The following is a 13,403-nucleotide window of genomic DNA, read 5'->3' on the forward strand; positions in this document are numbered from 1 at the left end:
ATGCAGTGGCTGTACCGCATCGTGCCCTCGCGTCCCGAGATGCCCGGCGCCCCGACGCGCGAAGAGGCCGCTCTCGCGAGCGAGCACTTCGACTACCTGCTCGAGCTGAAGGAGCGCGGCGCCCTCGTCCTCGCGGGCCGCACACAGGAGGACGTCGGCACGTTCGGCATCGTGATCTTCGAGGCGCCGGATCGGGCATCCGCGCGTGCCATCGCCGAAGCCGACCCCGCAGTCGCGGGCGGCGTCTTCACGATGACCCTGCACCCTTACGCCGTCGCGGTCGCGCGCGACGAGCTCGGCGACTGACGGTCAACCGCCGCTGTTCAGCTGCAGCAGCGACTCGCGCACCTGGCGGCGCAGCACCTTGCCGATGAGGGACTTGGGCAGCTCGTCCACCACGAAGATGCGCCGGGGCACCTTGTAGGGTGTGAGGATGCGGCGGGCGAACTCGCGCACCGCCTCGACGTCGACGTCGTCCACATCGGCGGAGCACACGACAGCCGCCACGACCTCTTCGCCGGACTTCTCGCTCGGCAGGCCGACGACCGCGGCGTCCTCGACGTCGGGGTGCTGTCGCAGGACGGCCTCGACCTCGGTCGGCGCGACGTTGAAGCCGCCCGTGATGATGAGCTCCTTGATGCGGTCGACGATGCGCACGAAGCCGGCGTCGTCGATCGTCACGATGTCTCCGGTGCGGAACCAGCCGTCGGCGAAGACGCTCTCGGTCTCCTCCGGCTTGCCGTAGTAGGCCTGGAACACCTGCGGACCGCGCACGACGAGCTCGCCGCGCTCGCCCGGAGCGACGTCGCGCGTCGGGTCGTCGGGATCAACGACGCGGCACTCGGTTCCCGGCAGGGGAAGACCCACGGTGCCCGGAACGCGGTTCGGGGCGACCGGGTTCGCCATGAGCACGGGCGAGCACTCCGACAGCCCGTAGCCCTCGACGAGGTATCCGCCCGACGCCTCCTCGAACGGCACGACGAGCTCGTGCGGAAGCGCCATCGCGCCCGAGATCGCGATCTCGGTTCCGGCGAGCGACACGCCCTTCTCCTTCGCGGCCTGCAGCAGCCGCGCGGCGATCGGAGGCACGAGGGGGAGGAACGTCGCCGGATGCCTCTTCGTCACCTCGAGCACCATGTCGGGGTCGAAGCGCGGGAAGAGCACGAGCCGCGCGCCCATCGACATCGCGAACGTGAGGCACAGCGTCAGCCCGTAGGCGTGGAACATCGGGAGCACGGCGTAGACGACGCATCCGTGTCCGCGTTTGATCGACGGCACCCACGCGCGCGCCTGCGCTGCGTTCGACAGCAGGTTGCGGTGCGTCAGGACGGCGCCCTTCGGAGTGCCGGTCGTGCCACTCGTGTACTGGATGATCGCGACGTCGTCCGTCGCGGGCCGCGGTGCCGTCGCCGGGAGAGGCTCGGCCCTCAGCAGCTCCTCCCACGGGGTCACGCCGCGCACGGGCTCGTGCAGCGCCTCGCGGGCCTCGCGAGCCTTCGCGATGGGCAGCTTGAGGGCGAGGCGAGTGCCGAGCGGCATCGCCTTCGTGATGTTGACCGAGACGAGCTCACGCACGCGAAGGTCGTCGGGGAAATCCTGGATCGTGGGGACGACCTTGCTCCACGCGATGACGTGCTTTGCGCCGTGGTCCTCGAACTGCTTGCGCAGCTCGCGCGGCGTGTAGAGCGGGTTGTGCTCGACCACGATGCCTCCTACGCGAAGCACCGCGTAGAAGGCGACGATGTGCTGCGGGCAGTTCGGCAGCACGATCGCCACCGGGTCGCCGGGGCCCACGCCGCGGTCGCGCAACGCCGACGCGACGCGCTCGATCTGCTGTTGCATCTCGCGGTAGGACGTCGTGCGTCCGAAGAACTGGAGGGCCGGGGCATCCGGATAATCGCGGGCCGACGCCTCGACGATGTCGATGAGCGAGCCGGTGACCGGTTCGAGATCCTCGGGCACCCCCTCGGCGTAGCTCGCGATCCAGGGGCGGGGAGGGTCGTACGTCGTCACGCGACCAGACTACGCCCGCGGGAAAAGCGCTGTCGGAGCGCGACCTAGAATGGGCTGGTGTCTGAAATCACCCCCGATCTCGTGCGCCATCTCGGTGTGCTCGCCCGGATCCAGCTGAGCGACGCGGAGGTCGAGCGTCTCACCGGCCAGCTCGACGTCATCGTCGACAACATCGCGAAGGTCTCTCGGGTCGCGACACCCGAGGTGCCGGCCACAAGCCACCCGATCGCCATGAGCAACGTGTTCCGCCCCGACGTCGTGGGCGACATGCTCACCTCCGAGCAGGTGCTGCAGAACGCGCCGGATGCCGCAGACGGCCGCTTCCGCGTGACCGCGATCCTCGGCGAAGAGCAGTAGGGGGAGTCGTGACCGATCTCACGAAGCTGAGCGCCGCCGCGCTCGCCGACATGCTCGCCTCGGGCGAGGTGTCCAGCGTCGAAGCCACGCAGGCGCACCTCGACCGCATCGCCGCCGTCGACGGCGACGTCCATGCCTTCCTGCACGTGAGCGACCACGCCCTCGACGTCGCGGCCGACATCGACCGCCGTCGCGCGGCGGGGGAGCAGCTCGGCCCCGTCGCGGGCGTGCCGCTCGCCATCAAGGACGTGCTCGTGACGACCGACATGCCGTCAACGAGCGGCTCGAAGATCCTCGAGGGCTTCATGTCGCCGTACGACGCGACGGTCGTCGCCCGCTCGCGCGCGGCCGGTCTCGTGCCGCTCGGCAAGACGAACATGGACGAGTTCGCGATGGGCTCGTCGACCGAGCACTCGGCATACGGCCCGACCCGCAACCCGTGGGACCTCGAGCGCATCCCCGGCGGCTCGGGCGGCGGTTCGGCCGCGGCCGTCGCCGCGTTCGAGGCGCCCCTCGCGCTCGGCTCGGACACAGGCGGCTCGATCCGCCAGCCCGCACACGTGACCGGGACCGTCGGCATGAAGCCGACGTACGGCGGCGTGAGCCGCTTCGGGGCCATCGCCCTCGCATCGTCGCTCGACCAGGTCGGCCCCGTGACGCGCACCGTGCTCGACGCGGGCCTGCTGCACGACGTCATCGGCGGACACGACCCGCACGACGCCACCTCGCTCACCGACGAGTGGCCGTCGTTCGCGGCCGTCGCGCGCGAGGGCGCGACGGGCGGCGTGCTCAAGGGACTGAAGGTCGGCGTCATCCGCGAGTTGCCCGACAGCGGCTTCCAGCCCGGCGTCTCGGAGTCGTTCCGCGCTGCTCTGGCCGCGATGGAGGCGCAGGGCGCCGAGATCGTCGAGGTGAGCGCGCCGCACTTCGAGTACGGCGTCGCCGCGTACTACCTGATCCTTCCCGCCGAGGCGTCGAGCAACCTCGCCAAGTTCGACTCCGTGCGGTTCGGCCTGCGGGTCGACGTGCCGGGCGGAACGGTCGAGGACGTGATGGCCGCGACCCGCGAGGCGGGCTTCGGCGACGAGGTCAAGCGCCGGGTCATCCTCGGCACCTACGCGCTGTCGGCCGGCTACTACGACGCGTACTACGGCTCGGCGCAGAAGGTCCGCACCCTCATCCAGCGCGACTTCGACGAGGCGTTCGCGCAGGTCGACGTGATCGCGACGCCGTCCGCGCCGACGACCGCGTTCAAGCTCGGCGAGAAGATCGACGACCCGATGCAGATGTACCTCAACGACGTCACGACGATCCCCGCGAACCTCGCGGGCGTCCCCGGCATCTCCATCCCCGCCGGCCTCGCGCCGGAGGACGGACTGCCCGTGGGCATCCAGTTCCTCGCTCCCGCCCGCGAGGACGCACGCCTCTACCGCGTGGGCGCCGCGCTCGAGGCGCTGCTCCTCGATTCGTGGAGCGGACCGCTGCTCGATCGCGCGCCGGTGCTGGGAGGTGCCCGCTGATGGCCAAGGACAAGCTGATGGACTTCGACGAGGCGCTCGAGCTGTTCGAGCCGGTGCTCGGATTCGAGGTGCACGTCGAGCTGAACACCCACACGAAGATGTTCTCGCGGGCCGCGAACCCCGCGAACTCGGCGAACCACGGAGCGGAGCCGAACACGCTCGTCGCGCCCGTCGACATGGGCCTCCCGGGGTCGCTTCCGGTCGTGAACGAGACGGCCGTGCGTCACTCGATCAGCCTGGGCCTGGCGCTCGGATGCTCGATCGCGCCTTCCAGCCGCTTCGCGCGCAAGAACTACTTCTACCCCGACCTCGGCAAGAACTACCAGATCTCGCAGTACGACGAGCCGATCGCGTTCGATGGCCAGGTCGACATCGAGCTCTTCGACGGAACGGTGGTGACGGTGCCGATCGAGCGGGCGCATATGGAGGAAGACGCCGGCAAGCTCACCCACATGGGCGGGGCGACCGGCCGCATCCACGGCGCGGAGTACTCGCTCGTCGACTACAACCGCGCCGGTGTGCCGCTCGTCGAGATCGTCACGAAGCCGATCTTCGGCGCCGAGCACCGTGCACCCGAGATCGCGAAGGCGTACGTGCAGACGATCCGCGACATCGTGATCGCGCTGGGCATCTCCGAGGCGCGCATGGAGCGAGGCAACCTGCGCTGCGACGCGAACGTGTCGCTGCGCCCGCGCGGCCAGGAGAAGCTCGGCATCCGCACCGAGACGAAGAACGTCAACTCGATGCGCTCGGTCGAGCGCGCGGTGCGGTACGAGATCCAGCGCCAGGCGGCGATCCTCGCCGCCGGAGGCACGATCACGCAGGAGACGCGCCACTGGCACGAAGACACCGGCACGACCTCGCCGGGTCGTCCGAAGTCGGATGCCGACGACTACCGCTACTTCCCGGAGCCCGACCTGCTGCCGGTCGAGCCGTCGGAGGAGCTGATCGAGGAGCTGCGCGCAACGCTGCCCGAGCCGCCCGCGGCGCACCGCCGCCGGCTCAAGGCCGACTGGGGCTTCACCGACCTCGAGTTCCAGGACGTCGTCAACGGCGGCCTGCTCGCCGAGGTCGAGGCCACGATCGCCGCGGGCGCCGCGCCCGCGTCGGCGCGCAAGTGGTGGACGGGTGAGATCAGCCGTATCGCGAACGCCCAGGGGCGCGAGGCGGCCGAGCTGGTGACGCCCGCACAGGTGGCGGAGCTTCAGGGGCTCGTCGACGCGGGAACGCTCACCGACAAGCTCGCACGCCAGGTGCTCGAAGGCGTCATCGCGGGCGAAGGCTCGCCGCAGCAGGTGGTCGACGCTCGCGGACTCGCGGTCGTCTCCGACGACACCGCGCTCCTCGCCGCGATCGACGACGCGCTGGCCTCGCAGCCCGACGTGCTCGAGAAGATCCGCGACGGCAAGGTGCAGGCCGCCGGCGCGATCATCGGCGCGGTCATGAAGGCGATGAAGGGCCAGGCGGATGCCGCGCGCGTCCGTGAGCTGATCCTGGAACGCGCGGCGCAGTAGCGTCGATGTCGGCTGCGACGTCGACAATTGAGTCATGGGACGCGGCGATGGAACCGGTCGTGTCGTCTCGCCGGAAGATGCGGACGACACGGGCACGGGCATCCTCCACGTCGACATGGACGCCTTCTACGCGGCCGTCGCCGTGCTCGACGACCCCTCGCTCGCGGGCAAGCCGATCATCGTCGGCGCCCTCGAAGGGCGCGGCGTCGTGTCGAGTGCGTCGTACGAGGCGAGGCGCTACGGCGTGCGATCGGCGATGCCGGTCCGTCAGGCGCTGAATCTCTGCCCGACCGCGGTCGTGGTGCATCCGGCCTTCGAGCGGTTCCTCGAGGAGTCGGAGAAGGTCATGAAGATCTTCCACGACTTCACGCCGATCGTCGAGCCGCTCTCGATCGACGAGGCGTTCCTCGATGTGCGCGGCGCGCGAAGGCTGTGGGGGAGTCCAGGACAGATCGCACGCATGGTGCGCTCGCGGGTGCGTGACGAGACGGGGCTCGCATGCTCGGTCGGGGTCGCGGCGACGAAGCACGTCGCGAAGATGGCGTCGACTCTCGCGAAGCCGGATGGAATGCTCATCGTGGCCGAGGCCGACTCGCAGGACTTCCTGCACAGGCAGCCGGTCCGCGCGCTGTGGGGCATCGGACCGAAGGCGGGCGAAGCGCTCGCGAGTCGCGGCATCCGTACGGTGGCCGACGTGCTCGACAGTCCCCGCCCGGTCCTCGAGCGGGCGTTGGGGCACGCGATGGCGGATCGGGTCTGGCACCTCGCGCGGGGTGTCGACCCGAGGGGTGTGGAGACGGAGCGCGTCGAGAAGAGCGTCGGACACGAAGAGACGTTCCACACCGATATCAGCGACACCGCTGTGCTCAGAAGCGAGCTGCGCCGCCTCTCGGATCGGGTCGGCCGCCGCTTGCGCAGGAACGGCTGGGAAGCCTCGACGATCTCGATCAAGGTGCGGTTCGCCGACTTCACGACGATCACCCGGTCGCACACGCTGCCCGAGTCGACGTCGGTCGGTCAGCGCATCGGCGACGCCGCCCTCGAGCTCTTCGACGCCGTCGATCGCATCATGGCGATCCGGCTGGTCGGGGTGCGGGCCGAGAAGCTGCGACACGCGAGCTCGACCGCTCTGGGACTGTGGGACGACGACGAGGACTGGCGCCGCGTCGAAGGGGCTCTCGACGGCGCGACGGCGAAGTTCGGCCGCGGGGCCATCACGCGCGCGAACCTGCTCGATCGCGCCCGCGGGGGCGCGGGGCTGCCGTCCCACCACAACCCCGGCACGCTCGAGGTCGAGTGACACGACGCGCTCGGCCGGTGGCATCGAACCCCTCGTCACGCACCGCCCCCGACCGGTACCGTGGGGACATGCCCAACATCGCACTCGAGCTCGGCAAGCAGTCCGCGTCGTTCGGCGTGAAGAGCGCCTACGGCGAGGAGCTGGAGGTCGACGGCGTCCGGATCATCCCCGTCGCACTCACGTGGTCGGGCTTCGGTGGAGGCTCCGACGAAGCCGGCAACGGTGGAGGGGGCGGCGGTGGCTGGGCGATCCCCGTAGGCGCCTACATCCGCAAGGGCGACGACCTGCGCTTCGAGCCGAACCTCGTCTCGCTCGTCGCGGTGGCGATCCCGTTCGTGTGGGTCGCCGGACGCGCCCTCAGCCGTGTCATCCGCACCCTCAAGAAGTAAGCCGGATCCTGTCGCCGCCGCGCTTGACGCGGCCGCGACAGCCGTGCTCGGCGCGATCGTCTCGCTCGCCGCCGCGAACCCCGTCGTCCTCATCGACGGGCGAAGCGGCGCCGGCAAGACGAGCCTCGCGGGAACGCTCGTGCGCCGCTGGCCGCTGCGCGGACGCGTCCAGTCGATGGCTCTCGACTCCGTGTACCCCGGCTGGGACGGACTCGATGCGGGCGTGCGCGCCGCGACCGACCTCGTGCTCGTCCCGCACGCGCGTGGGCTGGTCGGCGTGTGGCAGCGGTGGGACTGGAACGACGAGTCGTGGGCCGAAGCGCACGCCGTCGACCCGTCGCTGCCGCTCATCGTCGAGGGCGTCGGGCTGCTGAACGGCGAGACCGCCCGGCTCGCCGACATCCGCGTGTGGCTCGAATCGCCCGCCGCATCACGTCGTGGGCGAGCGCTCGGCCGCGACGGCGACGCGTACCGGCCGCATTGGGACAGATGGGCGCGCCAGGAGGACGTTCACGTCACGCGCGACGAGCCCCATCGCCACGCGACACACGTCTTCGCGATCCCATAGCCGGTCCCACGGCAGGGGAGCAGAGACGTTCAGTCGCCCGAGACCGCCCGGACGAGTCCGTCCAGACGGTAGCCGAGCCAGTCGTACACGCCGAACCGAGGATCGTCGTCGTCGTGGTCGTCTTCGGTCTGGATGCCGAGCCGCGACGCGAGCACGAGCCGGATCGCCGCGAGCGCACGCAGCCACGCGTTCACCGCCTCGGGATCGAGCGCGATCGTGACGGTGTCGGTGAGGTCGCCGGCGTCGTCGACGAGGTCGCCGTCCTCGCCGTCCTCCCTCGGGTGCGGCTCGTCGGTCGCCGGACGCAGCGACTCGAGCACGGCGGCGGCATCGCTGCGTCGCCGCGAGAGCAGGTCGGCTTCTGTCACCGAGCGGAACTCGCGCGAGGCATCCGGATCCTCCGCGTACGCGTCGGGGACCAGACGCGCGACCGCCGGGTCGTCGGCGGCCTGCTCAGTCGAATCGAGCAGCTCGTCGAATTGCGTGACGAGCCCCGCGAGGTGGAGCGCCTCGAGGCGCGTGAGCTCGAGGACCACGATTCGGTCGGGGGTCATTCCGGGGCCTTCCTGATCGTGGCCCACAGGCCGTAGTCGTGCATCGCCTGCGCGTGCAGCTCCATCTGCTCGCGCGGCCCTTCCGCGACGACCGCGTGGCCCTCGTGGTGAACCGCGAGCATCAGCCGCTCGGCCTTCGCGCGCGAGAAGCCGAAGTATTCGCGGAACACGTGCACGACGTAGCTCATGAGGTTCACGGGGTCGTTCCACACCACCGTCTGCCACGGCCGGTCGGGCGTCGAGGCGATGTCGAGGTCGACGTCGCGATCGAGGTCGGGCAGCGAGAGGGTCGACGACGACATCACGCCCACCCCAGTTCATGCAGTCGCTCGTCGTCGATGCCGTAGAAGTGCGCGATCTCGTGGACGAGGGTCGTGTGGATCTCGTCGCGCAGCTCGTCTTCGTCTTCGCACGCGTGGAGGTGCGGCTCGCGGTACACGATGATGCGGTCGGGAAGCTCGCCGAGCCCGTACCGCCCGCGCTCGGTCAGCGCGAGCCCGTCGTAGAGGCCGAAGAGGTCGAGGCTGCCGTCCTCGGGACGGTCCTCGACCACGAAGACGACGTTGTCGAGCCCCTCGACCATGTCGTCGGGGAGTCGGTCGAGTTCGTCGACGACGAGTCGCTCGAACGCTGCGGCGTCCATCTCGATCATGCAGAACCGCCCGTGAGGTGGAACGGCCCCTTCTTGGGGTGAGTAACGGGACTTGAACCCGCGACCCCCTGGACCACAACCAGGTGCTCTACCAACTGAGCTATACCCACCATGTCTCCCGCGCGAGCGGGCAACCAGACAATTCTGTCATATTCCCGAGGCATACGATGACACGACGGATGCCGCGGCCGCCCGCGCCCCGTCGCTCGTCGGCCCCGGCTCGGGCACGAACACGGCCTGTCGGTAGTAGGCCAGTTCGCGGATGGACTCGCGGATGTCGGCGAGCGCCCGGTGGCCGCCGTCTTTCGCCGGTGCGTGGATGTACGCGCGCGGGTACCAGCGCCGCGACAGCTCTTTGATGCTCGAGACGTCGACGTTGCGGTAATGCAGCCAGCGGTCGACGCGCGGCATGTACTTCGCGAGGAACATGCGGTCGGTGCCGATGGTGTTGCCGGCGAGCGGCGCCTTGCCGGGCTGAGGGGCGAACCGCTGAATGTACTCGAGCGACTCGAACTCGGCCTCGGCGACGCTGACGCCGTGGGGGATCTCGGCCATCAACCCGGATGCGGTGTGCATCTGGGTGACAAACTCGTTCATGTTGGCGAGCGCGGTGTCGTCGGGCTTGATGACGATCTGGAAGCCGGGATCGAGGGGGCGCAGGTCGAAGTCGGTGACCACGATCGCGATCTCGACGAGCTCGTCGACTTCGAGATCGAGGCCCGTCATCTCGCAGTCGATCCACACGAGCCGATCGTTGTCGGAAGCCCCCACCATGCGGACCATCCTAGTGAGGACAGCGGACGCGGCCCGTTGGGCGGGTACTCGCGACGCGCCGAGACGGATGCTGCGCGTGTTGTCCCCCCGGGGCGATTCGAACGCCCGACCGGCGGATTAGAAGGCCGCTGCTCTATCCACTGAGCTACAGGGGGTCCCTTCCAGGCTACCGGTCCCGGCGGGGGAGAACCGAAGCGCGGCGCGCCCCTTCCCCCTTGCGATGGGCCAGCGTAGCGTCGGAGGTGTCGGAAGGAGTTCGCATGAGCACGACCGAAACACCGCGCGCGCTCTGGGTCGCCTACGGCGAATCCGGGGTCGTCGGCAGCATCAAGAAGGACGAGAGCGGCTACACCGTCACGATGGCCGGAGCCGACTCGGCTTCGGGAACGTACCCGTCGATGGAGGTCGCCAAGAACGCCCTGCACGCCCGGATGACACCGGGCAGCGCGTGGCCGGAGTTCCGCGAGCACTGACGCACAGCACTCACGTGCGGTCGTCCGCGAGGGCGGCCGCACGTCGCGTGCGGTGCGAAGAGCCCCCGCGCCCGGGACGTGCGTCGAGCAGCGGCAGCGCGAGGTGCACGAGCGGCCCGATCAGCAGGGCGTAGAGCACGGTGCCGACGCCGACGGTGCCACCGAGAAGCCACCCTGCGCCCAGCACGGTGAGCTCCACGGCCGCGCGGCACACCCAGATCGGCCAGCCGAGCCTCGAGTGCATTCCCGTCATGAGCCCGTCCCGCGGACCCGGACCGAAGCCGGCGCCGATGTAGAGGCCGGACGCGATCGCGACGATGACGACACCGCCGAGGAGTGCGGCGAGCTGAGCGAAGAGTCCCGAGATCGGCGGGATGACCGCCAGGGTCGCCTGCATGCTCGTTCCGACCAGCAGGATGTTGAGGATCGTGCCGATGCCCGGCCTCTGCCGAAGCGGGATCCACAGCAGGAGGATGAGCAGGCCGAGGATGTTCGTCACCCAGCCGATGCCGACACTCGTGTGGATCGACACGCCCTGCGCGAAGACCGTCCACGGATCGACGCCGAGCCCCGCCTGAATCGCGAGGGCGCCGCCTGCGCCGTAGAGGAACAGGCCGACGAAGAGCTGGATCACGCGCCTAGTCACTGGGCTATCCAATCCCAAGATTGGCCTGTCGCGTACAGGCCAATTCAGATAACGTGGCCCCGTGGACTCCCGAGTATCCGCTCGCGCACTCACTGCCGCCCTGGGCGGGTGGCGCACGCGCGAGCCCGCGTATGAAGCGCTGGCCGACGGCATCCGTCTTCTCTGTCTCGACAATCGTCTCGCACCGCGCACGGCCCTCCCGGCAGAGCGAGAGCTCGCCGCGGCGCTGCGCGTGAGCCGCAGCACGGTCACGGCCGCCTACCGGAGCCTGCGCGACACGGGGCACATCGCGAGCGTGCGGGGTTCGGGGAGCGTGACGCTCCCGTTGCGCCGGCACGACCCCGGGCGCGCCGGCGCAGGCGAAGGGATGCTCGACCTGCAGCAGGCGAGTCCGCAAGCGTGGCCCGGGCTGGCCGGCGTGATGGCGGAGGTCGCGGCGACGTCGGCGGCACTCGTCTCGAGGATCGGGTACGACGTGTACGGCCGTCGAGAGCTTCGGCAGGCCATCGCCGACCACTACAGCGCGCGGGGTCTTCCCACGACGTCGAGCCAGATCCTCGTGACCACCGGCGCGCAGAGCGCGATCCACCTCGTCGGGGCGGTGCTGCTCGCGCGCGGCGATCGTGTGGTGATCGAGACGCCGACGTACCCGCACGCGGCCGACGCGCTCCGCCGGGCGGGAGGCCGCTTGGTCGGCGTTCCCGTGACGACCGACGACGGGTGGGATCTCGAGCGCGCCGAGCAGGCGTTCGCACGCACGCTGCCCATCGCCGCGTACCTCATGCCGGCGTTCCAGAATCCCACGGGTCGATCGATGTCGGAGCACGAGGTGGAGCGCATCAGGGCCGCGGCAGAGCGCTCCGGCAGCGTTCTGATCCTCGATGAGACGACCGCCGATCTGGTGATCGATCCCGGCGAGAGTGATGACGCGTTCATGCGCGTGTTCGCGGCTGCGGATGAGGAGTCCGTCGTGCGGATCGGCTCGTTCGGGAAGACGGTGTGGGGCGGACTCCGCGTCGGCTGGGTCCGCGCCGACGTCGACCTCGTGCGGCGGCTGGTCGCCGCACGGCCAGCTCACGACCTCGGCACGCCCGAGTTCGAGCAGGCCGTCGCGACCGAGCTGCTCAGGCGGTTCCCCGAGGTCGTGGCGCAGCGCTCGGACCTGCTCCGCGCGGGACGAGACGCGGCGGTCGCGGCGCTCGCGCGCGAGCTCCCGGAGTGGCGGGTGCCCGATGTCAACGGCGGAGTGTCGCTGTGGGTCGAGATGGGCGCGCCCCTCAGCGCCGCGCTCGTCATGGACGTGCGCTCGCGCGGACTGCTGCTGTCGGCCGGCCCTCGGTTCTCGGTGGACGGCGGTCACGACCGGCACCTGCGAGTGCCGTTCACGGCACCCCCCGACGAGATCGACCGCGCGATCGGGATCCTCGCCGTCGGCTGGGCGCACGTGCGCGAGAGCGCGCCGGTCGCGTACACCCAGGGGCTCGACGCCGTCGTGTGACCGCTCTCGGCGTCACCGTGCGAACCGCAGGCAGTCCACCGCGTCGCCGGGGGACCAGAAGTCGCCGAGGTCGCGCAGGTCGCGGCTCACGCGGTGGAAGCGCCGCGCGCGCCACGCGATCCCCTCGGTCTTGAGCACGGCCTGGAGATGACCGATCGCCCTGCCGGAATGGTCGAGAACGCGCCAGAGGGCCGGACCGGCCGGAACGAGTCGGATGCCGGTCACAGCGATCGTCGGTGCGACGCGGGGGAGTCGCTCCGGATGCCGACGGGCGGGGGCGGTGGGGATCGTGGCTGTCATGGTTCGTCTCCTCTCACTATCGAACATATATGCGACCTCGGACATTTCGGCGCCCGGCGGGTGCCACGGCTCCTCCCCAGGTGAGATCGGAGTTCGCGGCTTCCACGGGTGGGGCGGGGGGTCGCCTCGTGCGGACACGCGATCGTCATGCTGTTCGGACGTCGGTGCCCGTCGGGCACGCGGGCACCGACGCAGCCGAGGGCTCGCCTCGGTCATCGAGAGGAGAAACCATGTCTGAGACCATCACCGTCACCGGGATCGTCGCGACTCCGCCCGAGCTCCGCCGCAGCTCGGCCGGGGTCCCGATCGCGAGCTTCCGCCTCGCCGCCGGGCAGCGGCGCTACGATCGCGCGACGAACACGTGGGTCGACAACGGCACGAACTGGTACAGCGTGTCCGCGTTCCGCGCGCTCGCCGAGAACAGCATCGCGTCGCTCAGGAAGAACGATCGAGTGGTCGTGACCGGCAAGCTGCGCGTGCGCGACTGGGACAACGGGGTCAAGCGCGGCACGGACGTCGACGTCGATGCCGACGCCATCGGGCACGACCTCCGGTGGGGCGTCTCGCGGTTCGCCCGCCCCGAAGCGCCTGCGGCGCCGAACTCGAATCCGGAGGACGCGTGGGCGCCCGACGAAAGCGGCGGGGCCGGTGCCGAGGGTGAGACCGCGGATGCCGCACCCGACGCGCTCGAAACGAACGCGCCGGCCGGGGGAGAGGCGTGGGGGACGCCGGATGACCCGGTGCTCGCCGACGGCGAAGCGGCACCGGCGTCGGAGAGCGCGATGGCGGTTGACGTGCCCTTCTGAGCCTCGCGGGCATGGGGTGGCGTCGGCCATAGACTCATC

17 protein-coding genes and 2 tRNA genes are annotated in these 13,403 nt (G+C 70.3%); 10 read left to right on the forward strand and 9 right to left on the reverse strand.

Annotated elements, in window-relative coordinates:
• Positions 1–306, forward strand: a complete 306-nt coding sequence (locus BJ991_RS10975) for a YciI family protein (protein WP_179489923.1) — start codon at positions 1–3, stop codon at positions 304–306.
• A 3-nt stretch (positions 307–309) separates the two neighbouring features.
• On the opposite strand, the gene BJ991_RS10980 is transcribed toward BJ991_RS10975, so the two are convergent.
• The gene (locus tag BJ991_RS10980) at positions 310–2,013 is read right to left on the reverse strand and encodes a long-chain-fatty-acid--CoA ligase (protein WP_179489925.1); all 1,704 of its coding nucleotides are present in this window, start codon (positions 2,011–2,013) and stop codon (positions 310–312) included.
• Positions 2,014–2,070: 57 nt separating this feature from the next.
• Between BJ991_RS10980 and gatC the strand changes: the two genes are divergently transcribed.
• From gatC to BJ991_RS11010, 6 genes are all read left to right on the forward strand, one after another.
• Complete coding sequence (gene gatC / locus BJ991_RS10985) at positions 2,071–2,370, forward strand: Asp-tRNA(Asn)/Glu-tRNA(Gln) amidotransferase subunit GatC (RefSeq protein WP_179489927.1); 300 nt, start codon at positions 2,071–2,073, stop codon at positions 2,368–2,370.
• Between the two features lie 8 nt (positions 2,371–2,378).
• Positions 2,379–3,890, forward strand: a complete 1,512-nt coding sequence (gene gatA / locus BJ991_RS10990) for an Asp-tRNA(Asn)/Glu-tRNA(Gln) amidotransferase subunit GatA (protein ID WP_179489929.1) — start codon at positions 2,379–2,381, stop codon at positions 3,888–3,890.
• Positions 3,890–5,404, forward strand: coding sequence for an Asp-tRNA(Asn)/Glu-tRNA(Gln) amidotransferase subunit GatB (gene gatB, locus BJ991_RS10995; protein ID WP_179489931.1), 1,515 nt, complete (start codon positions 3,890–3,892; stop codon positions 5,402–5,404). Before gatA ends, gatB begins: the two co-directional genes overlap by 1 nt.
• Before the next feature lie 34 nt (positions 5,405–5,438).
• Positions 5,439–6,704 carry a DNA polymerase IV gene (gene dinB / locus BJ991_RS11000; RefSeq protein ID WP_179489933.1) on the forward strand — a complete coding sequence of 422 codons (1,266 nt, stop codon included), beginning with the start codon at positions 5,439–5,441 and terminating at the stop codon, positions 6,702–6,704.
• Positions 6,705–6,772: 68 nt separating this feature from the next.
• Positions 6,773–7,093, forward strand: a complete 321-nt coding sequence (locus BJ991_RS11005; protein ID WP_179489935.1) for a hypothetical protein — start codon at positions 6,773–6,775, stop codon at positions 7,091–7,093.
• Between the two features lie 43 nt (positions 7,094–7,136).
• Positions 7,137–7,661 carry a nucleoside/nucleotide kinase family protein gene (locus BJ991_RS11010; RefSeq protein WP_179489937.1) on the forward strand — a complete coding sequence of 175 codons (525 nt, stop codon included), beginning with the start codon at positions 7,137–7,139 and terminating at the stop codon, positions 7,659–7,661.
• Positions 7,662–7,690: 29 nt separating this feature from the next.
• On the opposite strand, the gene BJ991_RS11015 is transcribed toward BJ991_RS11010, so the two are convergent.
• The 6 genes from BJ991_RS11015 to BJ991_RS11040 all read right to left on the reverse strand — a co-directional run bounded on the left by BJ991_RS11015 (position 7,691) and on the right by BJ991_RS11040 (position 9,796).
• On the reverse strand, positions 7,691–8,215 hold the full coding sequence (locus tag BJ991_RS11015; protein WP_179489939.1) for a DUF2017 family protein: 525 nt from the start codon (positions 8,213–8,215) through the stop codon (positions 7,691–7,693).
• Positions 8,212–8,517: an ATP-dependent Clp protease adapter ClpS gene (clpS, locus tag BJ991_RS11020; RefSeq protein ID WP_179489941.1), complete on the reverse strand. Its 306-nt coding sequence runs from the start codon at positions 8,515–8,517 to the stop codon at positions 8,212–8,214. The genes BJ991_RS11015 and clpS overlap by 4 nt, the downstream gene beginning before the upstream one ends.
• Positions 8,517–8,867 (reverse strand): metallopeptidase family protein, encoded by a 351-nt coding sequence (locus BJ991_RS11025; protein ID WP_179489943.1) that lies wholly within the window; start codon positions 8,865–8,867, stop codon positions 8,517–8,519. The genes clpS and BJ991_RS11025 overlap by 1 nt, the downstream gene beginning before the upstream one ends.
• Positions 8,868–8,901: 34 nt before the next feature.
• Positions 8,902–8,977, reverse strand: a tRNA-His gene (locus BJ991_RS11030).
• A gap of 37 nt (positions 8,978–9,014) precedes the next feature.
• Positions 9,015–9,641, reverse strand: a complete 627-nt coding sequence (orn, locus tag BJ991_RS11035) for an oligoribonuclease (RefSeq protein WP_179489945.1) — start codon at positions 9,639–9,641, stop codon at positions 9,015–9,017.
• 82 nt (positions 9,642–9,723) lie between these two features.
• A tRNA-Arg gene (locus BJ991_RS11040) sits at positions 9,724–9,796 on the reverse strand.
• Between the two features lie 105 nt (positions 9,797–9,901).
• Between BJ991_RS11040 and BJ991_RS11045 the strand changes: the two genes are divergently transcribed.
• On the forward strand, positions 9,902–10,114 hold the full coding sequence (locus BJ991_RS11045) for a methyltransferase (RefSeq protein ID WP_179489947.1): 213 nt from the start codon (positions 9,902–9,904) through the stop codon (positions 10,112–10,114).
• Between the two features lie 10 nt (positions 10,115–10,124).
• Here the strand turns inward: BJ991_RS11045 and yczE are convergent, their stop codons facing one another.
• Positions 10,125–10,760 (reverse strand): membrane protein YczE, encoded by a 636-nt coding sequence (gene yczE / locus BJ991_RS11050; protein ID WP_179489949.1) that lies wholly within the window; start codon positions 10,758–10,760, stop codon positions 10,125–10,127.
• A 61-nt stretch (positions 10,761–10,821) separates the two neighbouring features.
• Here yczE and yczR point away from each other — a divergent pair, with 61 nt between their 5' ends.
• On the forward strand, positions 10,822–12,258 hold the full coding sequence (yczR, locus tag BJ991_RS11055; RefSeq protein WP_179489951.1) for a MocR-like transcription factor YczR: 1,437 nt from the start codon (positions 10,822–10,824) through the stop codon (positions 12,256–12,258).
• A gap of 12 nt (positions 12,259–12,270) precedes the next feature.
• Here yczR and BJ991_RS11060 read toward each other — a convergent pair whose 3' ends face one another.
• The gene (locus BJ991_RS11060; protein WP_179489953.1) at positions 12,271–12,558 is read right to left on the reverse strand and encodes a hypothetical protein; all 288 of its coding nucleotides are present in this window, start codon (positions 12,556–12,558) and stop codon (positions 12,271–12,273) included.
• Positions 12,559–12,788: 230 nt separating this feature from the next.
• Between BJ991_RS11060 and BJ991_RS11065 the strand changes: the two genes are divergently transcribed.
• Positions 12,789–13,364, forward strand: coding sequence for a single-stranded DNA-binding protein (locus tag BJ991_RS11065; protein ID WP_179489954.1), 576 nt, complete (start codon positions 12,789–12,791; stop codon positions 13,362–13,364).
• Positions 13,365–13,403 lie beyond the last annotated feature (39 nt).

This window comes from Microbacterium immunditiarum (assembly GCF_013409785.1).
GTDB classification, from domain to species: Bacteria; Actinomycetota; Actinomycetes; order Actinomycetales; family Microbacteriaceae; genus Microbacterium; species Microbacterium immunditiarum.

What these genes read in the sequence shown, in the direction of transcription:
- BJ991_RS10975 (WP_179489923.1), top strand. Translation starts at nt 1, where the DNA reads ATGCAGTGGCTGTACCGCATCGTGCCCTCGCGTCCCGAGATGCCCGGC.
- gatB (WP_179489931.1), top strand. Translation starts at nt 3,890, where the DNA reads ATGGCCAAGGACAAGCTGATGGACTTCGACGAGGCGCTCGAGCTGTTC.
- dinB (WP_179489933.1), top strand. Translation starts at nt 5,439, where the DNA reads ATGGGACGCGGCGATGGAACCGGTCGTGTCGTCTCGCCGGAAGATGCG.
- BJ991_RS11005 (WP_179489935.1), top strand. Translation starts at nt 6,773, where the DNA reads ATGCCCAACATCGCACTCGAGCTCGGCAAGCAGTCCGCGTCGTTCGGC.
- BJ991_RS11015 (WP_179489939.1), bottom strand. Translation starts at nt 8,215, where the DNA reads ATGACCCCCGACCGAATCGTGGTCCTCGAGCTCACGCGCCTCGAGGCG.
- clpS (WP_179489941.1), bottom strand. Translation starts at nt 8,517, where the DNA reads ATGTCGTCGTCGACCCTCTCGCTGCCCGACCTCGATCGCGACGTCGAC.
- BJ991_RS11025 (WP_179489943.1), bottom strand. Translation starts at nt 8,867, where the DNA reads ATGATCGAGATGGACGCCGCAGCGTTCGAGCGACTCGTCGTCGACGAA.
- orn (WP_179489945.1), bottom strand. Translation starts at nt 9,641, where the DNA reads ATGGTGGGGGCTTCCGACAACGATCGGCTCGTGTGGATCGACTGCGAG.
- BJ991_RS11045 (WP_179489947.1), top strand. Translation starts at nt 9,902, where the DNA reads ATGAGCACGACCGAAACACCGCGCGCGCTCTGGGTCGCCTACGGCGAA.
- BJ991_RS11060 (WP_179489953.1), bottom strand. Translation starts at nt 12,558, where the DNA reads ATGACAGCCACGATCCCCACCGCCCCCGCCCGTCGGCATCCGGAGCGA.
- BJ991_RS11065 (WP_179489954.1), top strand. Translation starts at nt 12,789, where the DNA reads ATGTCTGAGACCATCACCGTCACCGGGATCGTCGCGACTCCGCCCGAG.